This window comes from Rhodococcus sp. 114MFTsu3.1 (genome assembly GCF_000383555.1).
In the GTDB taxonomy this organism is placed as follows: domain Bacteria; phylum Actinomycetota; class Actinomycetes; order Mycobacteriales; family Mycobacteriaceae; genus Rhodococcoides; species Rhodococcoides fascians_E.
In genome coordinates this window covers 45,804-66,949 of record NZ_KB911559.1, presented here as the reverse complement: position 1 = coordinate 66,949, position 21,146 = coordinate 45,804, and the positions used below count along the sequence as shown (strand labels likewise).

The following is a 21,146-nucleotide window of genomic DNA, read 5'->3' as shown; positions in this document are numbered from 1 at the left end:
TCTCCTCGCGCTCGGTGCCGGCCACTTCGGGGTTCGACGACAATCCTAGGAGCCTGACCGCCGGCGGGGGCGTGTTCGGATATGTGCGGCATTCACGGGTTACGCGGCTCACCCAGCTTGACCACGATGACTCCGATCAGGATGAGAACGCCGCCCGAGATCTGAACGAGCCGTGGCGTTTCACCGAGAAGCAGCCAGGCGAAGAGCAGAGCCGACACCACTTCCGTGAGCCCGACGAACGACGCGAGTCTCGACCCCAGCCTGCGAATGGCGGCAATTCCGCAGACGTAGGCCAGCGCTGCCGTCACGATTCCCAGCCCGAGGACAGACCCCCACCAGGGCATGGTCGCGCCGGCGAGGACGACATCGTCGGTGTTCGCCGCGAAGGGAACCACTCCGAGCGCGCCTGCGACGAGCAGAATCGTTCCGCCGCACAGCAATCCGGCAGCGGCCAGCGTCAACGGGGGCAGCCCGTTTCCCTCGTCGGCGGACATGATCCAGTACACGGCCGCGCCCGCCATTGCTGCCAGCGCCCACAGGACCCCGAGGAGATCCAACGAAGCACCGGACACGAGATCGAGCACCAGGAACAGGCCGACGGCGGCGACGGCAGCGCCACCGACCGTCACCAGCGTCGGGCGCTGCCCTCGCCGCAACCACATCCACCCGATGACTGCCACCGGAGAGGTGAATTCGATGAGCAGCGCCACCCCGACCGGCATGTAGTTCACCGCGTTGAAGAATGCCAACTGGCAACCGGCGACGGCGAACACGCCGTAGGCGAGGATGGTGCGCAGATTCTTCGACAGCAGTGCCCACCGTCCCCGTAGCGCGAACATGCCGGGAACCAGAAGGACGGCGGCAGCGATCATGATCCTGGCCGTGACGGCGGACCCAGCCGTCCACCCGGCGTCGAGCAGGCTCTTCGCCAGCGGCCCGGACAGCCCGAACGCAGCCGATGAGACAACCGCCAATCCCAGACCCGAGGCCAGCCTGGATGGAGTGGCTGCCATCCCACCCAAAGGAGTTCCGTCATTGGTCAACGCCGTCATGGCTCATTACAGTAGGAACCGATTGGTAAGGTGTCAACATGGTCTTCACCGATGACACCGCAGGTGCGCTGGTGTCCGCCGTAGCCTTGGCCAACTCGGGCGAGGATCCCGACACACTCGTGACCCGGGACCAGCTGAAGGAGTTCTTCGCCCGACACCACTACACGGGACGTTTCGACGGCGACGCAGCCGAGCTCGATGCCGTCCGCGCCCTACGTCCGTCGTTGCGGACCTTGCTGACGAGCGACCGTGACACTGCGGTGGAGCTCGTCAACACGATCCTGGCCGACGCCTGCGCCTTGCCCCGACTGGTCCGCCACGGCGAGACCGACTGGCACCTGCACGCGGTCAGCGACGACAGTCCCCTTGCGCGACGCATCGCCGTCGAGACCGCGATGGCGATGATCGACGTCATCCGCGCCGACGAACTCTCTCGTCTGACCATCTGTGCAGCCGACTGCGAGGGCATCGTGCTCGACCTCTCGCGTAATCGATCGCGCAAGTTCTGCAGCACAGCGTGCGGTAACCGCACCGCCGTCGCGGCGTACCGGACGAGGCAGGCCGGAACTTAACGCTCGCGCGCCCTGTTCGCCGACGCCGCCCGAACCCAGAGGGCCAGCGAGATGAGCGCCAGCACCTCGGCGACCACCAGGGCGCGCTCGGCGTAACCCAGCGTGACGACCCGGTACCAGGGAGTCGTCGTGGTCGCGCCGACGACGAGCGCGTACAGGATGGGGAGCAACGTGGCCACCGACAGGAATGCCAGGCCGAGCGTCGACCGCGCTCGAACACCCCACCGCCCGTCGCGTAACCACGGCAGAGCGAAGGCGATCACGGCAATCGGCACGCTCACGAACGCCATTGCCGCACCGGCCCGGTGGATGGCACCGCCGAGCCCGAGTGTGGCGTCGTTGCTCCAATCCTGTTTGGGGACGGCGACAACGGCGACGAGGCCGACGGTCCACAGCGTCAGGGCGACCGCCGCTGTCGATCGTGGCCTGACCAACCCGGTGCGAACCGCAGCCACCAGCGTCGCGGCGGATCCCAGCGCAAGAAGCAGCACTCCTGCGGTGAAGACCCACTGCTGGGCGCCGAGGCCGTACTCACTGATGGTTCGACGCAGGTGGCTGGCATTGCTCGCCGCGGTGTGAATGTCCAGCACGAGCACGAGGATGGAACCGAGGATGATGGCGACGGCACCGGCCGAGGCGGGTCGCACGAGGCGCGGTATATCGATCGTCACCCGATCCACTGTGCCCGAAGAATCCGACTTCAGGCTCGTCACCGACGTGGAAGTCACAGAACCGCGCAGGCCGCTTCAGCGAAGCACGCGGTACCAGTTCTCGACTTCACCGGGGATGCGTTCGAGGGTCACCCGTTCACCACCGGGGCGGTCGAAGAGACGCACACCGTCGCCGAGGAGAACCGGCGCCGTGAAGACCAGGATCTCGTCGAGCAGCCCTTCGTCGATGCACTGCCGGGCGACATCGGCACCCAGCACGTTGACATACTGCTCCCCCGCCGCAGCGGCAGCGCGTTCGACGGCTGCGTGCAGGTCGGTGGCGACCGAGACCCCGGGAATGGGATTCACCGGAGGTCGATGCGTCAGCAGCACGGTGGGGCCGTCGTACTGGCCACCGAACGCACCCTCGGCATCCGTGCCTCGATTGGGGTCGTCGCCGAAGAAGGTGACGGCTCCACACAGAATGGCCCCGATTCGGGACAGCAATCGATCCGCAGCCTCGTTCGGCTCCCCCACGTACTCGCTCAGCCAGGACATGTCCCCGCCTCTACCTGCGATGAATCCGTCGAGCGACATCGTCGCCGAATACAGCAGAGTTGCCATGACGTCGTACCTCTCTGGTCGGTTACATGGTGAGACTCGCCCCGAGCGGCGAAATCATCGGCCGGTCTCGACCGGAAATCCTCGGGCGCGCATCTCGTCGACCAGCTTCTCGCGCGAGGACAGGAAGTCGCGATTCATCACTGTGTCGTTCGTCCGGAACAGCGAGGGCAGGAACGTCTCACCGGTGTCGTTACGAAGACCGGCGTCGGCTCCGGCTTTCACGAGCCGCAGGCACATGTCGACGTTGTTCACGGCCGCCGCCGAGAACAACGGAGTCTGGCGACTCTCAGTCTGACGGGTGTCGAGTGACGCCCCCGCGTCGATCATCACGTCGAGCATGTCCTCGCGGCCGTACAGCGCGATGCCGTGAACGGCGTTGCCGCCGAAGCGGTCCGGTGAGTCGACGAGGGTTGCGTCCCAGTTCAGCAGCGCCTCCACGGATTCGATGTTGTCTCGCAGCACTGCATAGTTGAGGGCGTTGTAGCCACCGACGGTCTGGGCGCGGGCGTCGGCTCCGGCCTCCAGGAGAGTGGTCACCGTCGACGCCGAACCGAACTCGACCGCCCACAGCAAAGGTGTGATCGCTGCGCGTTTGGGGTCGTGGTCGTTGCTCGGCGACTCGATGTCTACGCCGTCCTCGACGAGGGAACGCACCTCGTCCAGGTTTCCCTTCTGCGCGGCGTCCAGCAGTGCGATGACCCGCGGATCGTCGAAGTACTTGTCCGCGTCCGCTCCGAAGAACCTGGACAGCGGCTCGAACGCACAACCGGAGAGGCAGAGAGCCACCAGCAGCGGGAGCGCCCATTTCGTGACCTTCGGCATGACCGGTCCTTTCGTTCGATGTCGAACGACTGTATGCGCGAGGGAACAGTGGGCGGATCGGTGAAACTACTCGAGTCCGGTACTATGACGCGCAGCATAGAACCGCCGATCAGAGCAGGGGAACGATGTCCGACGATCATCAGTTCGACGAGGCGCTTGCGCTCGAGAGCATCAGTCCCGGGGTGTTCCTGGGCCGCACCTCGGCGCCATACAACAACATGGTCGGCCCGTTCGGTGGCGTGACGGCAGCAGCCTTCGTGCGCGCTGTCCGTCTGCATCCGGATCGTCTCGGCGACCCGATCTCGCTCACGATCAACTTCGCCGGCCCCATCGCCGAGGGCGAATTCGAGATCTCGACGCGCGCAATGCGCACCAATCGATCGAACCAGCACTGGTACCTGGAATTGACCCAGGACGGCGTCGTTGCGACGACGGCAACCGCCGTCTTCGGCACTCGACGCGACACATGGGACGACGACGAAGCGACTCCCCCGGCCGTGCCTGCGCCGTCGGAGCTCGAGTCCGGCGGTTTCCCGGAGTTCATCGCGTGGGCGCGAAACTACGAAATGCGCTTCGCCGCAGGACCGTTGAGCGAGAACGAAGCCGCGGACTCCGCCATCGCCCTGTGGGTGAGGGACACCCCGGCACGCGCATTGGATTTCGAGTCACTGACGTCCATGTGCGACGTGTTCTACCCTCGAGTCTTCCAGCGCCGCGGCAAGTACGTGCCCGCCGGCACCATCTCGCTCACCATCCACTACTTCGCGACGGCCGACGATCTTGCTGTGCAGTCGGATTCGTTCGTTCTCGCCAACGCCGCAGCCCGACGGTTCCACAAGGGGTACTTCGATCAGTCGGCCGAACTGTGGAGCAGCGACGAGAAGCTACTGGCGACAAGCCATCAGGTGGTCTACTACAAGGACTGAGCGCCTATTCTCGAATGGAGCTGACGGTGAAGGGCTCCACCGGATCTCCTCCCCGCTTGTCGAACTGACTGTTCACCACGAGCAGGCGATCGTCCGTGGCAGCGACGGTCGTCGGGTAGGCGAAGGATCCGTCGGTGATCTCTCCGACGACTCGGCCGGACCTACCGTCGTCGGACAGATCCACCCGTGAGATGAGTCCGTCGCGATTGCGGACGACGTAGAGCGTGTCGTCGTCGAGCTCGAGTCCGTCGGCGTTCACGAGAGTCCGACCGCCGAGATCGACCTGGGTGACTTCCTTCGACCGTCCGTCGACTCGGTACAGGTTTCCGGTGGACGACTGCGCGACGACCAGCGCGCCGTCGTCGACCTCCACAATGCCGTTGGCGTTGAAACCCTCGCCGTACTGGAACGGGGTGCCGTCGAAGTCGACGAAGGTTTCGAGCGGACCGTCCTGAGCTCCGTCGCGCACCTGCACTGCCGGAATGCGGAACAGCGCGGGGCTGCGCGAATCGGTGACGAACACGTCGCCGTTGTCGGCGATCGCGACGTCGTTCAAGAATGTCGCGTCCTCGCCGAGGCCGTTGGTGAACGTGCCGACGAGGGCACCGGACACACTGTCGTAGACCCAGACCTTGCCGGTGGGTCCCCCTGCGATGACGAGCCGGTTCACGTCGTCGACGTCGTTGTCGTTGTTGTTGTTGTCGTCGTCGCCGTCGGAGACGTCGAGGCCCGCCGCGGCGGTTCGCCCGTCTGCACCGCCGGGCAGGAACACCTGCAGCTCAGGGGTGCCGAGCGTTCCCCGGAACACCGTTCCGTCACCCGTCGACGTCACGTAGAACGTCTCGTCGTCGGCGGCGATGCCTTCGGGAAACACATCCGTTCCCGGCAGGGTGTAGATATCGGCGTTCGACGGAGAAGGTGTCGATGCCGACGACGCCGGCGCCTGAGACGAGGACGTGGTGTCAGGCGCTGCGGCCGGTGTCGGATCGGAGGATCCGCAAGCCGCCGCAAGCGCGGTGACGGCAGCAAGGGCAGGAATCACGAAGGGGGCGCGTTTCACCCTCCCGAGTGTTCCATATGTCCGAAATATTGGCTGCCGTCCCACGTCACAGCGGCATCTGCACCCCGGCAGTTTCGGCGACGCCGCCCTGGCCGTCGAAGGACAGTTGCCGCACGGCCACTTTTTCGACGAAGAACCGGTCGTGGCTGACGAGGATCACGGCGCCGGGGAAGGCGATGAGGGCGCGTTCGAGCACCTGTGTACTGGCCAGGTCCAGGTGGTTGGTGGGCTCGTCGAGGACGATGACGCCTGCTCCGAACAACAGGCACTGCGCCAAAGCGACACGTGCTTTCTGCCCGCCGGACAGGACGCCGATGCGCGTCTTGAGATCGAGTTCCGAGAATTGGAGCAAGGTCAGGAAGCGATTGACTTCCTTCTTCGTGGCGGTGAATGCCAGGCTGCCGGGCATGGCGTTCACTGCGTGCGTGACGGTGTCGTCGGGGTCCAGGTCCGCGAGTACCTTGTTGTAGTAGATGAACGACGGCGCTTTGGTCTTCCACTTGACCTTGCCGGCGTCGGGTTGCTGTGCGCCGGTGAGGATGTCGACGAGAGTTGTCTTTCCGCATCCGTTGGGGCCGGTGATCGCGATCCGGTCTCCTCGGTGAATCTCGAAGGACACGTCGGAGAAAAGATCCTGATCACCATGGCTTTTGGAGATCCCGGTTATTTCCGCCAGGTTGTCGTGGACGTGCAGGCCCCCGTAGATGGCGGTGACCACGGTGTCGACGGGTCGAGGATTCTTGGCCTTCTTGATGTTCGCGAGCCTGCGCTTGAGGACGCCGCTCGGGTTCTTCAGTGCTTCTTTTCTATCGGAGATGGCTTCCTGCTCGTACGCCAGCAACTGCTGTTCGCTACTGAATTCTCGTTCGAGGTTCTTCAGCCGGAACTGCTTCTGCACAACGTATTCCGAGTACGAACCGTCGTACGTCTGCAGGTGATGATTCTCGATCTCGACGATGCTGGTGACCACCTGCTCGAGAAAGTGCCGGTCGTGCGACACCACGAGCAGGGCTCCGCGGAAGTCTCGCAGCCAGCGTTCGAGCCACGCGATGCCTGCGACGTCGAGGAAGTTGGTGGGCTCGTCGAGCAACAGTACGTCCGGCGCTTCGAGCAGAATCTTCGCGAGCGCGGCGCGGTTTCTCCAGCCGCCGGACAACTTGCCGACGGGAAGATCTCGACGGTCGGCGTTGAACCCGAGCATGGACAGCACGGTGTCGATCTGTTGGTGGTAGGTCCAGCCGCCGCTGCTGTCCATCGCCTCGAGCAACTCGGCCTGGCGATCGACCAGCTTGTACATCTGCTTCTCGTCCAGATCGCCACCCAACGCTGCCTCGACCTCGGCGAGGTCGGATTCGATCGCATGCACTGCCGTGAAGAGCGACTCCAGCTCGGCTTGGATGCTGCGCTCACCGTCGAGTTCCGAGAACTGGGAGAAGTACCCGATGCGGGCACCGTCGGTGACGTCGACGATTCCGGAATCCGGCTGCTCACGCCCCAACAGCAGCTGCAGCAGGGTCGTCTTGCCGGTGCCGTTGCGTCCGATCAGGCCGATCCTGTCGCCGTCGGCGAGCTTGAAGAACACCTCGCGAAGCATCACCTTGCCGTCGTATCCCTTGGCGACGTCGTTCATGCGGATCCAACTCAAACGAAACAGCTCCTACTAGGGATGTGACCGGGTACCGCCGACAACTGTAGGCCAGGTTGCGGCGATCCCCGTCCACGCTCATCCCACGAGAGCCGGCAGCACCAGGTCGCGGTAGCGCTGTTTCATCGTGTCGACGACCAGGTCGCAGTCGGTGTCCCAGACTGCGGTGTTGAAGATCTCGACTTCGACGTCGCCGCGATAGCCTGCCTCGCGTACCCAGGTGCCGATGGTCGTGAAGTCGATGACGCCGTCCCCCATCATTCCGCGGGAGAGCAGTGGGTCGGCTTCCATCGGAACCAGCCAGTCGCACACCTGGTAGGAGCTGATGCGGCCGCGTCGTCCCGCGGTGCGGATCAGCTCTTCCAGGTTTGGATCCCACCAGATGTGGAAGGTGTCGACGACGACGCCGACGGTCTCGGCCGGGTGGGGTTCGGCCATAAACAGTGCCTGTCCCAGAGTGGAGATGACGGCGCGGTCGGCAACGTACATCGGATGCAGCGGTTCGAGTGCGATTCGTACTCCCCGCTCGCGGGCGTAGGGAACCAACTGGGCCAAGCGATCTTCGACGCGGGCGCGGGCGCCGATCAGGTCCTTGTCCGGGATTCCTCCCATCACCATGACCAGTTCCGGCGCTCCGAGTTCTGCAGCCTCGTCGAGTGCACGGCGGTTGTCGTCGAGCCCGTCGTCGTCGAGGGCGGTCAGAAATCCGCCTCGGCACAGGCTCGATACGCGCAGGCCTGCGTCGGACACCAGCTTTGCAGCCTGCGCCACACCGACTTCGTGTACGCGGTCTCGCCATGGGCCGACGGCGCCGAGCCCGGCGCGGGCGGCGCCGTCGACTGCTTCCTTCAAGGTCCACCTGTTGACCGTCTTGGTGTTCAACGACAATGCAGCGTAGGGGTTGTCGAGGTCGTAGCAGGCAAGCGTCACGACGTGACTCCGTTCAGTTCCAGGAACAGCTCCATTCGGTGCACGGCCAACGAGGGATCGTCGAGCAGACCTGCTCTGTCGGCCAGGACGAACAACTGCGTCAGATGTTCGACGCTTCGGCCCGACGCCAAGCCCCCGACCATCGAGAACCCCGGTTGTTTTCCGCGCAGCCAGGACAGGAAGGCGATACCGGTCTTGTAGTAATAGGTGGGCGCGGAGAAGATGTGGCGTCCCAGCTCTTGCGTCGAGCGCAGGATCTCCTCTGCACGTACGGTATTGCCGCGGTCGAGTTCCTGCAGGGCCGTCGACGCCGCGGGGTAGATGCCGGCGAAGATGCCGAGCAAAGCGTCGGAGTGGCCGTGCTCGTCGCCGATGATCAACTCCGGGTAGTTGAAGTCGTCTCCGGTGTACAACCGCACGCCCGACGGTAGTGCTCGGCGCAAGGCGATCTCGTGCTGTGCGTCGAGCAGGGAGACCTTGACGCCGTCGACCTTGTCCGCGTGCTCGTCGACGAGTCCGCGGAACACCGAGGTGGCCTCGTCGATGTCGGTGCTTCCCCAGTAACCGGCGAGTGCCGGGTCGAACATGGTGCCCAGCCAGTGCAGGATGACGGGCCGATCGACTTCGCGAAGCAACGTCGAGTAGACGTAGCGGTAGTCGTCCGGTGACGCCGCGACCTTGGCGAGAGCGCGCGAGGCCATGACGATGACGTCGGCACCTGCTTCGGTGACGACGGCGATTTGCTCACGGTAGGCGCCCAGGACTATCTCGAGCCCGGCTGGACCCGTCGGGACGGCGTCGAGGTCCAGTTGGTCCGTTCCGGCACCACAGGCCAGCAGTCCCCCGACCTGTGCTGCTTCCGCACCCGAACGCCTGATCAGCTCCGCGGTCGCGGCCCAGTCCAACCCCATCCCGCGCTGGGCTGTGTCCATGGCGTCGGCGACGCCGAGGCCGTAGGACCAGAGTTCGCGACGGTAGGCAAGCGTTGCGTCCCAGTCGATGTCCGCGAGTGCGCCGGGCGTGTTGTCTCCGGTCGCACGCGGGACGACGTGCGCGGCGGCGTAGACGATGCGCGAGGTGATCGGGCTCGTCGGCCGTGTCCACTCCCCTGGCTCTCCCAGCGTGTGAATGCCTCTGCCCGGCAATGCTATCGCCACACGCTGATCGACCGCGGTCACAGCGTGATCTCCGGAACGTCGAGTCGGCGGCCTTCGGCAGAGCTGCGGAGACCGAGCTCGGCCAGTTGCACTCCCCGAGCGGCGGAGAGCAATCCGTACCGGTGTGGTCGCTCGGCGATCACGTCACGGAGGAATTCTTCCCACTGCAGCTTGAAGCCGTTGTCGAGCTCCGCGTTCGCGGGTACGTCGAGCCACTGCTCGCGGAACGGTTCCGTCACCGGGAGATCCGGGTTCCACACGGGCTTCGGTGTGTGGGATCGGTGCTGGGCGACGCATGTGCGCAGCCCGGCGACTGCGGATCCGTGCGTGCCGTCGACCTGGAATTCGACGAGTTCGTCGCGGAACACCCGCACCGCCCACGACGAATTGATCTGGGCGACGACGCCGTTCTCGAGCTCGAAGATGCCGTAGGCGGAATCGTCGGCGGTGGCCGTGTATTCGCGCCCCTGCTCGTCCCAGCGTGTCGGGATGTGGGTCGACGCTTTGGCGGTGACGGTCTCGACCTTGCCGAGGATGCCTTCGAGAACGTAGTTCCAGTGGCAGAACATGTCGATGATGATGCCGCCGCCGTCCTCGGAGCGGTAGTTCCAGCTGGGACGCTGCGCCGGCTGACCGTCGCCTTCGAAGACCCAGTAGCCGAATTCGCCTCGCAGCGAGAGAATTCGACCGAAGAATCCCTCGTCGACCAGTCTCTTGAGCTTCACCAACCCTGGCAGGTAGAGCTTGTCGTGCACGACTCCTGCGGTGACGGAGGCGTTCTCGGCGATGCGGGCCAGTTCGATCGCTTCGGTGAGGGTCTCTGCGGTCGGCTTCTCGGTGAAGATGTGCTTGCCCGCCTTCATCGCCGACGCCAGTGCTTCGGCCCGTCGCGAGGTCACCTGGGCGTCGAAGTAGATGTCGATGCTCTGGTCGTCGATGACGGATGCGGCGTCGGTGCTGTATTCCGTGATGCCGTGCAGTGCGGCGAGTTCCTGCAGCTTGGCTTCGTTGCGACCGACGAGGATCGGCTCGACCTGGACGCGTGAGCCGTCGGCGAGAAGGACGCCGCCTTCCTCGCGAATGGGGAGGATCGAACGCAGGAGGTGCTGACGGTAACCCATGCGGCCGGTGACACCGTTCATGGCGATACGCAGGGTACGAGTGGGGTTGGGCATAGCAGTTGCCTGTTCTTCAGGAGGGACGTCGAGGTGTTCACGGACGTTCAGGGCTGGGGACGGGCTGAGCCGTCGGGAAGGGTTCCAGAAACGGTGTGGCGGAAAGTTCCACACGCGTCGAGCGAACAAGTCAGCTTCGGAATGCGCTTTCCAAGCTATGCTGTCCACGTCGGTTGGTCAAGCGGCAACTCGAGGAGAATCGATCATGGCGGCAGTCAGACTGCAGGACGTGGCCGCGGCGGCCGGGGTTTCCCAGGCCACTGCGTCGAGAGTCCTCAACGGTTCCTCGCGAATCCCGGGAGAAGGCGTCGCAGACCGGGTTCGCGCAGCCGCGGCAGACCTCGGCTATGTGGCGAATGCCCAGGCCCAGGCGCTCGCGCGGTCCTCCACCGGCCTGATCGGGCTGGTGGTCCACGACGTCGCGGATCCGTACTTCTCCTCGATCGTGCGCGGAGTGCAGAACGAGGCGCGCGCAGCCGGCAAGCTGGTCCTCCTGGCCAGCACCGAGCGCGATTTCGACATCGAACGCCAGTCGGTCAGCACCTTCATCTCGCACCGCGCCGACGCCATCATTCTGGCCGGCTCGCGTCAGAGCGGTGACCTGGATCGAGATCTGGAGAAGGAGTTCGCTGCGTATCGGAAGAACGACGGAAAAGTGGTGGTCATCGGGCAACCTCTACCGTTCGGCGCGGCCGTCGAACCGGAGAACTTCGTGGCGTCGGCGGCACTCGCCGAGGCATTGATCGGCGAGGGTCACCGACGGTTCGCGATCATCGGCGGGCCCGGCAACATCCGCACGTCGGTGGACCGGCGAAACGGTTTCGTCGACGCCCTGGCCAGGCACGGCTTTGCCCCGGAAATCGAAGTGGCGGGCGACTTCTCACGGGACGGCGGATTCAGCGCTGCCCGACGCCTCGCCGCGGCGCTGGAACTGCATCCCGGCTCCGAGACCGCGCCACCCTGCGTCTTTGCCGTCACGGACGTGATGGCGATCGGCGCCATTGCGGCGTGGCGCAGCCAGGGCCTTCGCGTGCCCGACGATATCTGCATCGCGGGTTTCGACGACATCCCGACGCTGCGGGATCACTTTCCGAGCCTGACGACCGTCGCCCTGTCACTCGTGGAGATCGGTGAGCGTGCGGTGAAGCTCGCTCTCGACGGGGAGCAGGACACGCACGAGTACGCCCCCGGCACCGTCGTGTTGCGTGCGAGCAGCGCTCTGACCAGGTGAACTTTAAGAACTCTTGACAGTGTGGGCGCGGTCACACTACATTCGCTTCAGCTTCGGAAAGCGCATTCCAGCGGGAGCGTCGTAGCCCGCCCACTACTAGCTCGAGGACTTCTCATGGCGGTAACAACGTCGGTCGAGATCCGTTCCGCTGAGCCGTCGGCAACACACCCTGCGCCGACGGATCATCGACGGAGCTTCAAGAACATTCTGCCCTCCTTCCGAAACACGTGGTCCGGACTGTGGCGCCCGCTCGCGCTCGTGGCCGTACTGGTAGCAGCATGGTGGGCGGTGACCGAGTCGGAACTCGTCGCGCCCTACATCCTCCCGTCGCCCAGCGACACCTGGTCGACGATGGCGGACAACGCCTCGTACCTCGCCGGGCACACCTGGGTCACCACGTACGAGACCATCGCCGGATTCGTGATCGCCGCGCTCGTCGGCGAAGCTGTTGCGGTGCTGATGATCTACTCGTCGAGCATCGAGAAGACGATGTATCCACTCATCCTCTTCGCTCAGGTCATTCCCAAGATCGCCATCGCACCACTGTTCGTCGTGTGGCTCGGATTCGGAGCCAGCCCCAAGATCCTCGTCGCCGTGTTGATGGCGTTCTTCCCCATCGTCATCGCCGGGATGGCCGGACTGCGTTCGGTGGACCCCGAGATCCTCGAACTCACCTCCACGATGGGCGCCAGCAAATGGAAGACCTTCGCCAAGGTCCGGTTCCCGGCGTCGTTGCCGCAGTTGATGTCCGGACTGAAGATCGCCGCGACACTCGCCGTCACCGGAGCGGTCGTCGGTGAATTCGTCGGAGCCAACGAAGGACTCGGCTACGTCATCCTCCAGGCGAACGGAAACATCGACACCGCAATGTTGTTCGCGGCGCTGATCATCATGTCCGCCCTCGGCATCATCCTCTTCATGATCATCGAGATCGCAGAGAAGTTCCTCATCCCCTGGCACGCGTCGCGTCGATCCACTGCATCCGCGTCCGCCGTCTGACACATCGGAGAAATCGAATGAAACTCGGAAAACTCGTCATCGCGGCGGCCGCCGCATCGTCCCTCGTACTCGCCGGTTGCAGCGGAGGCGGCGCCGAGGAGAAGGCTCCCGGCACCGACGGTGAAACCACGGCGACATCACTGATGCTCAACTGGTACCCCTACGGCGAGCACGCCCCGTTCTACTACGGCGTCCAGGAGGGGATCTTCGCCAAGCACGGCATCGATCTGACCATCACCGCCGGCCAGGGCTCGACCAAGACCGCGCAGGCAGCGGGATCCAACCAGACCGACTTCGGCTGGGCCGACTCCGCGGCCGTCCTGTCCAACATCGACAAGGGTGTACAGATCAAGAGCGTGGGCGTCTTCCTGCAGACCACCCCCTCGGCCGTCCAGGTCTACGCCGACGGCCCCATCCAGACCACGGCCGACCTCGCCGGCAAGACCATCGCAGTCTCCGCGGGCGATGCGCCGACGACCACGTTCCCCATCTATCTCGATGCCGTCGGCGTCGAGGAGAGTTCGGTGTCCCAGCAGAGCCTCGACTCCGCAGGCAAGGTTGCCGCCATGTTGTCCGGCCAGGTGGACGGTTTGATCGGCTTCGCACACGATCAGGGCCCCAACATCGCGAACAAGAGTGGCCGCGAGATGCGGTACCTGAAGTACTCCGACGCGGGCCTGAACTTCTTCAGCAACGGTCTCATCGCCAACGAGTCGACCATCGAACGCTCCCCTGAGTTGGTCCAGGCCATGGTCGACGCCACCACCGAGTCCTTCGAAGCCGCCATCGCCAACCCCGAGGCGGCAGTGGCCTCCATGGTCGGCAAGGACCCGCAGACCCCGCCCGAGTCGGTATTGCTGCAGCAGTGGCAGGAAACCATCCCGCTGCTCACCACCCCCAACACCGAAGGCAACGCGCCGGGCGTCAACTCCGAAGAGGACTGGCTGTCCACGATCACCGTTCTCTCCGACGCCGGCCTCCTCGAGAGCGCCGACGAGCCGTCGAAGTACTGGGATTCCACCTTCACCACGACCACCGAGCAGTGAGGTAAGGACATGACCGCCACATTCGATCGACCGAAAACCGTCCTGACCGACACCGCAGTGGCCGTCGACGACCTGAGCGTCCGCTTCTCCTCCAAACGAGGTGACGTGACAGCGCTCAGCGATGTCGACCTCACGGTAGGAGAAGGAGAGTTCGTCTCCATCGCCGGACCGTCGGGATGCGGCAAATCGACGCTGCTCAAAGTTGTTGCCGGACTGACCAATGCGAGTTCCGGCAGTGCGAGCCTGCGCGGCAAGCAGGTGAAGGGGCCGCAGCGGGGCATCGGTTACGTGTTCCAGCGCGCCGCACTTCTGGAATGGCGGACCGTCCGCAAGAACATCCTGCTGCAGGGCGAGATGCGCGGCATGAACCGCAAGCAGACAGCCGCGAAAGCCGACCAGCTGATCGAGATGACCGGCCTCAGTGGTTTCGAGAACGCACTCCCCCACGAACTGTCCGGCGGTATGCAGCAACGAGTCTCGCTGTGCCGCGCCCTGCTGCACGAGCCCGAAGTGTTGCTGATGGACGAACCGTTCGGCGCTCTCGACGCTCTCACCCGAGAGAAGATGAACGTCGAGTTGCATCGCATCTGGCGCGAAACCGGAACGACGGTGATGCTGGTGACGCACTCCGTGGCCGAGGCCGTGTACCTGGCCAATCGGGTCGTCGTGATGAGCCCGCGACCCGGCCGGATCGTCGAAATCCTCGACGTCGACCTCCCTGTCGAGCGAGATTACAGCTCCACCATGGAACAGCCGGAGTTCATCACCGTCGCCAATCGGGTTCGCGACCTCCTGGGCGCGACGACGAACGCCGACTGACCCTAGGTGAGTGGAAATGTGTCCTGGAGGACACATTTCCACTCACACAAGGCGCTAGCGGCGAGGATCGACCAAGACCTTCGCGTGGGTGCTCTGTCCCGAATCCAGCTCGACGAACATGTCGGTCAACTCCCCGAGCCCGATCGTGCCGGTGTGCAGAGACGCGACATCGAGTCGCTTCTCGGCGATCGCGGTCATCGACCCGACGAAGTCCTCGTGGGAGTACGCCAGCGATCCGATGACCGTGAGCTCGCGACTCTGCCAGTCGCCGTAGCTCACCTGCGAGTCCGTTCCCGGGTAGCCCAGCAGCGACAGCACTCCACCCCGACGAACCAACTGTGCCGACGGCTGGAGAAGACTTGCCACTCCGGTGCATTCGAAGAGAACGTCGGCACCGAGTCCGTTGGTTGCTCCGCGCAGCACGCGATCGAGGTCGGCCGGTTCCACCACGTCGGTGAACCCGAGCCGCGTCGCCTGCTCGCGGCGATGCGGTGACGGTTCGGAGACGATCACCCGGCCGGCACCGGCGTTGCGGGCGTGCTGCGCCGTGAGCAAGCCGATGGGCCCGGCTCCCTGCACCACCACGGTCGATCCGAGCGTCATGGCGGTCCGCTTCACTGCATGGAAAGTCACGGTCGCCGGTTCCACGAGTGCGGCTTCCTCGTCCGTGAGCGCGTCGGGCACCGCGACCACGCGACGGGCCGAGACGGTCAGCGTGGTGCCGAATCCGCCGTGCACCGGTGCGTCGTCGGTGATTCCGTTGGCCTCGGCGAACGCCAAATCACAGTGCGCTGCGTGTCCTGCCGTGCACTGAGGGCACCGCCCGCATGCTGGGCCCACTCCGCCGACGACCCGCTGCCCGACAGCAACGGTCGTGACGTCCTTGCCGATCGCGGAGACCGTTCCGGTCCACTCGTGGCCGAACACAGCCGGGGGCAGGGCAGCCGACGAGTACCCGTGGGTGTCGGTCGCGCAGATCCCGCAGTACCTGATGTCCACGACCACGCCGTCGTCCGCCGGCTCGGGTGCGCGTGCCTCGTCCACGGTCTCCGCTTGGTGCGGAGCAACGACATGGACGTAACGCTGGGCTTCCAACACGGACATGATGGTTACTTCCTTTGTAGATACTTCATAAAGTATCTACAACCATACGCTCCAGCTCACCCAGGTGAGTGGGTGTGCCAGTCCGTCGCCGCCTGATAGCGCGAACCCATGTCGAACAGCTGCTGTTCGTGGTGGGCGGCGGCGGTGAGTTGCATTCCCACCGGCATACCCGAGCCGGAGTGGAATCCGACGGGAACAGCAAGAGTGGGACCGTCGTGCAGTGACCAGGGGTAACTGAACTGACCCATCCGGCGAGACTGGGCGACGACGTCGTCTCCCCCGTCGATGCGGGGAACGTCCACCGGCATCGTGGGGGTGAGCACCACGTCCACGTCCGTGAACACCTTCTTCAGTCCGGTGCGATACTCCGTTCGACCGCGGACGGCTGCCGCCCGTTGGGCATCGGAGATGCTCAGCCCGAGGGAGATTCTTTCGAGAGTTGCGGGCTGGAACAGTTCCGGTTGTCGGTCCACGCGGATTCGGTGCCGGTGCGCCAGGTCCGAGTAGACGATGGTGTAGACGATGTCCTGAGCGTCGGCGACGCCCGGGATCTCGATCGGCACGATGTCGTAGCCGAGGGTTTCCAGTACTCGGGTTGCAACGTGGACGGCGTCGGCGACACCGTTGTCGACGTCGTCGGTGAAGAACGTAGTGGGAACACCTATCCGCCGGGTTGTCGGTGCAGCCGATCCCGGGTGGTCGGCAAGGACGGTGAACAGTCGGGCAACACCGTCGACCGTCCGTGCCATCGGCCCGACTGTGTCGAACTCCTCGCTGACCGGGAACACACCGTCGTTGCTGATCGCTCCCCAGGTCGGCCGGAGTCCGACGACACCGCACGCCGACGCCGGCAGCCGGACCGAACCTCCGGTGTCGGTTCCCAGTGATGCGTCGACGAGTCCCGCGGATACCGCGGATCCCGATCCCCCGCTGGAGCCACCGGGTACCCGGCTCGTGTCCCACGGATTTCGAGGGACGGCGGCCGCGGTGTTCTGCGAAGTGACGCCGACCGCGAACTCGGCCATGTTCAGCTTCGCAGTGATCCGAGCGCCCGCGTCGAGCAGTCGAGTGACGACCTCCGCGTCGCGATTCGCCACGTGCCCGTCGAAGAATCTCGATGCACACGTGGTGGCCACACCGTCGACGTCGATGTTGTCCTTGACGCCGATTCTCATCCCGGCCACGGGGCCGGTGCCTGACCCGGCGCGGTCACACCAGGTGATGACCGCGCCGAGATCGGTCAGGCCACGCTCCCGGCGCGCAGGCCCGCAGTTGCTTCCTCGTCGACGGTCCAGTCCTCGGTGTTCACGACCACACCGTAGTCACGTCGCGCGTCTTCCTCGGTCAGGTACTCGTCCCACACGTCGCTGAGCACCTGGAACGGGTCACGCTCGAAGGGATTTCCGAAACCGCCGCCCGACGGAAGTTTGATCTCCAGGGTGTCGCCGGCCCGGATGGTTTCCTGAGTGACCTTGGAGTACAGCACTTCCTCGCGATCGGTCCCGGCGTTGCGGGTGAAGGATCCGGACACACCGTTGTGCCCGCCCAGCGCGCCGGCCGGGGCGTCGGAGCGATTGTCTGCTTCCGAGCCGAGGAACGTGTCGGTCTCCATGAGCCACTTGCGTACGCTGCCGATGCCGCCGCGCCACTGCCCGGGAGCGGGGGCCTCGTCACGCAGTTCGTATCGCAGAGCCCGCATCGCGTGATTGAGCTCGAGTTCCTCGATCGGATTGTTTCGGGTGTTGGCCATCAACGCGTCGACGGCATCCATCCCGTCCTTGCCGTTCCGGCCGCCGTAGGATCCCTCGTTGATTTCGATGTAGACCCAATAGGATTCGCCGTCCGGCGCGATCCCGGAGTACGCGATCGCGCACAGCGCGGCGGACGAACCGGCGACGGCGTGATCGGGAAGTACTGGTGCAAGCGCCAGGTTGATCGAGTCGAACACTCGATTGACCTGGGAGAAACGAGCGAAGCACGACGCTGGGAAGTCCGGGTTGAAGATGGTTCCCTCGGGTGCGTATGCCTTGACGGGCCGGAAGCACCCGTCGTTCTGCGGCACGAATTCCTCGGTGACGTCCTCGTCGAGCAGAATCGTGCGGATGGCCGAGACCGCAACCGGCAGAACGGAACCCTCGAATGGAACGTTGAACGCCGTCGGCACCTGACTGTTGGACCCGGTGAGATCGATGAGGATGTCCTCGCCGTCGACCTGGACTCGCACGGCCACCGCAAGCGGTTCACCGCGATTCTTGCCGTCGTCGTCGAGGTAGCCGATGGGCGCGGAGTAGCTGCCGTCGGGTATCTCCCGAATCTTGTTGCGCAGCATCCTCTCCGAGTAGTCCATCCACCGCTCACCGGCACACATGACGGTGTCGAGGCCGTACTTCTCCAGTAGCTCGGTGAATCGCTTCTCCCCGATCCGCGAACAGGCGATGAGGGCTTCGAGGTCGCCGCGGTTCTGCTCCGGCGTGCGCACGTTGTCGAGGATGTGCTGGATCAGGTAGTCGTTGCGAACTCCGGCCTCGTAGATCTTCATGGAGTCCATGAGTTTGCCTTCGGCCCAGACGTCGACGACATCCATGCACAGTCCCGGGAAGTTTCCCCCGACATCCGATACGTGACCTGTACAGCCAGCGAAGCCGATGTGTTCGCCCTGCCAGAAGATGGGGATGATCACGCCGTAGTCCGGCGAGTGCGCCGCCCCGTGGTAGGGATGATTGTGCAGGATGACATCGCCCGGCTTGTACGTTCCCGCGAGCCGACGGTTGACTCCGCGGATGTAGGCGGGAATCGAACCGCAGTGCATGGGTGTGGAATCCGATTCGCAGAGCTCTCGTCCGTTGACGTCGAAGATGCCCGCGCCGAGGTCCTCGGACTCGCGGATGAGGCTCGAATAGGCCATTCGGTAGAGGACCTGCGCCATTTCCTTGGCCATGGACTGCAGTGCACCACCGATGACACGCAACGTGATCGGGTCGACCTCGACGTCGTTCCACGTTCGTGTTGCCTCACCGGCGAGTGACACTCCGGTCTTGGGCATCAGCGCCTTGCTCATGCGGATTTCCTCTCGATGATGATGTGGCCGACGGCGTCGACTTCTGCGCGCTGATTCATACCGACGATGGTGGTCGAGTCGAACTGTTCGACGATGGCGGGCCCGTCGAACGTGTTGCCGGCGAGCAGCAGCGATCGCTCGTAGACCGGCGTCTCCACCCATTCGGGTTTGGCCGCTTCGTCGGCCCAGAAGAGAGCCTGCGTCGTGGTCTTGATCGCGGCCGACGCGTCGGCGCCGCCTTTCTCGATGTCGGCGATGCGGACGTGAGGAACCGCGCCGACGCCGGTGACCCTGATGTTGATGAGTTGCACAGGCTTGTCGTCGAAGCGTTGTGAGTAGGTTCGGCCGTGGGCTTCGTGGAACGCCTCGGCGGTGGTCTTGATCCACACGTCGTCGATGGCGCCGTCGGGTGCCTGGACGCGAAGTTCGTAACCCTGGCCGACGTACCGACAGTCGACGCTACGTTCGAGCGAGATGTTCTCGGCGGCAACGCCGTCGGCTTCGAGCTGCGCGATCGCCTGTTGGGACAACCGTTCCATCTGCGACGCGACCAGTTCGATGTCCGGGTCGGCCGACGACGTCCACACCGTCGTGGGCACCTCGTAACGGATGTCGGTGGTCAGGAGCCCGACGGCCGAGGTGATGCCGGGGTGGCCCGGCACGATCACGCGAGGGATACCGAGTTGGTCGGCGATCTGCCATGCGAACAGAGGCCCGGCGCCGCCCTCGGCGATCAGCGAGAAGTCTCGTGGGTCATACCCTTTGCGCACGGAGTGCAGGCTGATGGCCTCGGTCATCGAGTGCGCCAGAATCTTGAAGATGCCCATTGCCGCTTCGTCGAGCGGGGTGCCGAGCTTGTCCGCGATGTGGGACTGAATGGCCTCACGGGCGAGTTCGGGCTTCACTTCCATGGTGCCGGACAGGAAACTGTTCTCCCGCAGCCAGCCCATCGAGACCATGGCGTCGGTCGAGGTGGGTTCGGTGCCGCCGCGGTCGTAACAGGCAGGACCCGGCACTGCTCCCGCACTGCGCGGCCCGACGCGGAACATGCCACCGTCGTCGACGACAGCGATGGATCCACCACCGGCACCGATGGTGTCGACCTCGGCCATCGGCACCATGGCGTGGTAGTCACCGATGCGGGTGTCGAGCAGGTGTTTCATGCGCAGTGCGCCGTCGGGTGCCACGCCGACGTCGGCGGAGGTGCCACCGACGTCGAGGGTGATGACGCTCGGATATCCCGACGCCTTGCCGATTGCGCATCCGCCGAGCAGACCGGCGATGACACCACTTGTCAGCAGCGACACCGGGATCTCGCTTGCGCTGCGCGATGTCACGAGGCCGCCCGCCGAGGTCATCAGGTGAACGTCCTCGCCGACCTGGGCATCCCGCGCCTTGTCTGCCAGGTTCGCGATGTACTTGGAGGTCTTCGGGCCGATGAATGCGTTCAGCGCAGCCGTCGAAAAGCGTTCGTACTCACGGTATTGCGGTGCGACCTCGCTGGAAAGGGAGACGAACACATCGGGGAATTCCTCGGCGATGATCGCCTTGACACGTTGCTCGTGCGTCGGGTTGCGGTAGGAGTGCAGGAACGCGACAGCGATCGCCTGCACTCCGCGCTGCTTCAGCAGGCGCACCTGCTCGCGTACGGCGTCCTCGTCGAGCGGAGTCAGGACGGTGCCCGCGGCATCGATGCGTTCCGGCACGACGCGTCGGTTACGGCGTGGCACCAATTGCCACTTCTGCCACGGAAGGTCCTGGTAGTTCGAGTAATTGAATGGGCGCTTCTTGCGGGCGATGTGAAGAAGGTCGCGGAAACCTTCGGTGGTGATCATGCCGACGTCGCATCCGTTGTGCTCGAGCACGATGTTCGTGGCCACCGTCGTACCGTGGAAGAACATGTCGATCTCCGACGGATCGATCCCCGCTCGTTCGGCGAGAACGGCGATGCCGTTCATGGTGCCGATGGAGGGATCGTGATTGGTCGACGGCGTCTTGTGCACCACGACGGTGCCGTCGTCGTCCCACAGCACGAGGTCGGTGAACGTTCCTCCGACATCGACTCCAATTCGTTTCATCAAAGCTTCCGTTTCTGCCGGCGCCCACGGTGGAGCGGAGAGGTGCTGAGTAGGCTCTTTCGGCCTTGCGAGTGTCGTGGATCACTGATGCAAGGTGACACGAGTCATAGTGCCCGCCGATCCCGGCGAACGCAATACCTCTGATGTTTCTGCTTTACAGAGACCCTGGCGAGCGTCCTCCACTGGTTCGGCTAGGGC

19 protein-coding genes are annotated in these 21,146 nt (G+C 64.6%); 6 read left to right on the top strand and 13 right to left on the bottom strand.

The features are described from left to right. Positions 1-92 precede the first annotated feature (92 nt). Positions 93-1,052: an EamA family transporter gene (locus tag H292_RS0123310; protein ID WP_020113000.1), complete on the bottom strand. Its 960-nt coding sequence runs from the start codon at positions 1,050-1,052 to the stop codon at positions 93-95. Between the two features lie 38 nt (positions 1,053-1,090). Here H292_RS0123310 and H292_RS0123305 point away from each other — a divergent pair, with 38 nt between their 5' ends. Further along, a complete protein-coding gene (locus H292_RS0123305; RefSeq protein WP_019666707.1) occupies positions 1,091-1,624 on the top strand; it encodes a CGNR zinc finger domain-containing protein in 534 nt (177 codons plus the stop codon). Here the strand turns inward: H292_RS0123305 and H292_RS0123300 are convergent. The 3 genes from H292_RS0123300 to H292_RS0123290 all read right to left on the bottom strand — a co-directional run bounded on the left by H292_RS0123300 (position 1,621) and on the right by H292_RS0123290 (position 3,720). Further along, positions 1,621-2,295, bottom strand: a complete 675-nt coding sequence (locus H292_RS0123300; protein ID WP_230594071.1) for a DUF998 domain-containing protein — start codon at positions 2,293-2,295, stop codon at positions 1,621-1,623. The two genes, H292_RS0123305 and H292_RS0123300, sit on opposite strands and share 4 nt — an antisense overlap. Positions 2,296-2,370: 75 nt before the next feature. After that, the gene (locus H292_RS0123295) at positions 2,371-2,898 is read right to left on the bottom strand and encodes a dihydrofolate reductase family protein (RefSeq protein ID WP_020112998.1); all 528 of its coding nucleotides are present in this window, start codon (positions 2,896-2,898) and stop codon (positions 2,371-2,373) included. 54 nt (positions 2,899-2,952) lie between these two features. Beyond that, positions 2,953-3,720 carry an ankyrin repeat domain-containing protein gene (locus H292_RS0123290; RefSeq protein ID WP_020112997.1) on the bottom strand — a complete coding sequence of 256 codons (768 nt, stop codon included), beginning with the start codon at positions 3,718-3,720 and terminating at the stop codon, positions 2,953-2,955. A gap of 125 nt (positions 3,721-3,845) precedes the next feature. Here H292_RS0123290 and H292_RS0123285 point away from each other — a divergent pair, with 125 nt between their 5' ends. Continuing rightward, complete coding sequence (locus tag H292_RS0123285) at positions 3,846-4,646, top strand: acyl-CoA thioesterase (RefSeq protein ID WP_020112996.1); 801 nt, start codon at positions 3,846-3,848, stop codon at positions 4,644-4,646. A gap of 4 nt (positions 4,647-4,650) precedes the next feature. On the opposite strand, the gene H292_RS0123280 is transcribed toward H292_RS0123285, so the two are convergent. The 5 genes from H292_RS0123280 to H292_RS0123260 form a co-directional block, all read right to left on the bottom strand. Next, positions 4,651-5,706, bottom strand: coding sequence for an SMP-30/gluconolactonase/LRE family protein (locus H292_RS0123280; protein ID WP_020112995.1), 1,056 nt, complete (start codon positions 5,704-5,706; stop codon positions 4,651-4,653). A 46-nt stretch (positions 5,707-5,752) separates the two neighbouring features. Continuing rightward, positions 5,753-7,351, bottom strand: a complete 1,599-nt coding sequence (locus H292_RS0123275; RefSeq protein WP_027499028.1) for an ABC-F family ATP-binding cassette domain-containing protein — start codon at positions 7,349-7,351, stop codon at positions 5,753-5,755. 78 nt (positions 7,352-7,429) lie between these two features. Further along, positions 7,430-8,281, bottom strand: a complete 852-nt coding sequence (locus H292_RS0123270; RefSeq protein WP_020112993.1) for a sugar phosphate isomerase/epimerase family protein — start codon at positions 8,279-8,281, stop codon at positions 7,430-7,432. Beyond that, positions 8,278-9,459, bottom strand: a complete 1,182-nt coding sequence (locus H292_RS0123265; protein WP_020112992.1) for a dihydrodipicolinate synthase family protein — start codon at positions 9,457-9,459, stop codon at positions 8,278-8,280. Before H292_RS0123265 ends, H292_RS0123270 begins: the two co-directional genes overlap by 4 nt. Next, entirely contained in the window at positions 9,456-10,613 is a 1,158-nt protein-coding gene (locus H292_RS0123260) for a Gfo/Idh/MocA family protein (RefSeq protein WP_019666716.1), read from the bottom strand. The genes H292_RS0123265 and H292_RS0123260 overlap by 4 nt, the downstream gene beginning before the upstream one ends. A 205-nt stretch (positions 10,614-10,818) precedes the next feature. Here H292_RS0123260 and H292_RS0123255 point away from each other — a divergent pair, with 205 nt between their 5' ends. The 4 genes from H292_RS0123255 to H292_RS0123240 all read left to right on the top strand — a co-directional run bounded on the left by H292_RS0123255 (position 10,819) and on the right by H292_RS0123240 (position 14,708). Then, positions 10,819-11,844 carry a LacI family DNA-binding transcriptional regulator gene (locus tag H292_RS0123255; protein WP_020112991.1) on the top strand — a complete coding sequence of 342 codons (1,026 nt, stop codon included), beginning with the start codon at positions 10,819-10,821 and terminating at the stop codon, positions 11,842-11,844. Positions 11,845-11,958: 114 nt separating this feature from the next. Continuing rightward, positions 11,959-12,843 (top strand): ABC transporter permease, encoded by an 885-nt coding sequence (locus H292_RS0123250; protein ID WP_019666718.1) that lies wholly within the window; start codon positions 11,959-11,961, stop codon positions 12,841-12,843. Between the two features lie 17 nt (positions 12,844-12,860). Next, the gene (locus H292_RS0123245; RefSeq protein ID WP_020112990.1) at positions 12,861-13,889 is read left to right on the top strand and encodes an ABC transporter substrate-binding protein; all 1,029 of its coding nucleotides are present in this window, start codon (positions 12,861-12,863) and stop codon (positions 13,887-13,889) included. Between the two features lie 9 nt (positions 13,890-13,898). Then, positions 13,899-14,708 carry an ABC transporter ATP-binding protein gene (locus H292_RS0123240; protein ID WP_020112989.1) on the top strand — a complete coding sequence of 270 codons (810 nt, stop codon included), beginning with the start codon at positions 13,899-13,901 and terminating at the stop codon, positions 14,706-14,708. A 54-nt stretch (positions 14,709-14,762) separates the two neighbouring features. Here the strand turns inward: H292_RS0123240 and H292_RS0123235 are convergent, their stop codons facing one another. The 4 genes from H292_RS0123235 to H292_RS0123220 are packed head-to-tail and all read right to left on the bottom strand — an operon-like array spanning position 14,763 to position 20,948. Further along, a complete protein-coding gene (locus H292_RS0123235; RefSeq protein ID WP_020112988.1) occupies positions 14,763-15,812 on the bottom strand; it encodes a zinc-dependent alcohol dehydrogenase in 1,050 nt (349 codons plus the stop codon). Positions 15,813-15,868: 56 nt separating this feature from the next. Next, positions 15,869-17,035, bottom strand: a complete 1,167-nt coding sequence (locus H292_RS0123230; RefSeq protein WP_269210586.1) for an amidase — start codon at positions 17,033-17,035, stop codon at positions 15,869-15,871. A 17-nt stretch (positions 17,036-17,052) separates the two neighbouring features. Further along, the gene (locus H292_RS0123225; protein ID WP_020112986.1) at positions 17,053-18,870 is read right to left on the bottom strand and encodes a hydantoinase B/oxoprolinase family protein; all 1,818 of its coding nucleotides are present in this window, start codon (positions 18,868-18,870) and stop codon (positions 17,053-17,055) included. Then, positions 18,867-20,948 carry a hydantoinase/oxoprolinase family protein gene (locus H292_RS0123220; RefSeq protein ID WP_020112985.1) on the bottom strand — a complete coding sequence of 694 codons (2,082 nt, stop codon included), beginning with the start codon at positions 20,946-20,948 and terminating at the stop codon, positions 18,867-18,869. Before H292_RS0123220 ends, H292_RS0123225 begins: the two co-directional genes overlap by 4 nt. Between the last annotated feature and the right edge of the window lie 198 nt (positions 20,949-21,146).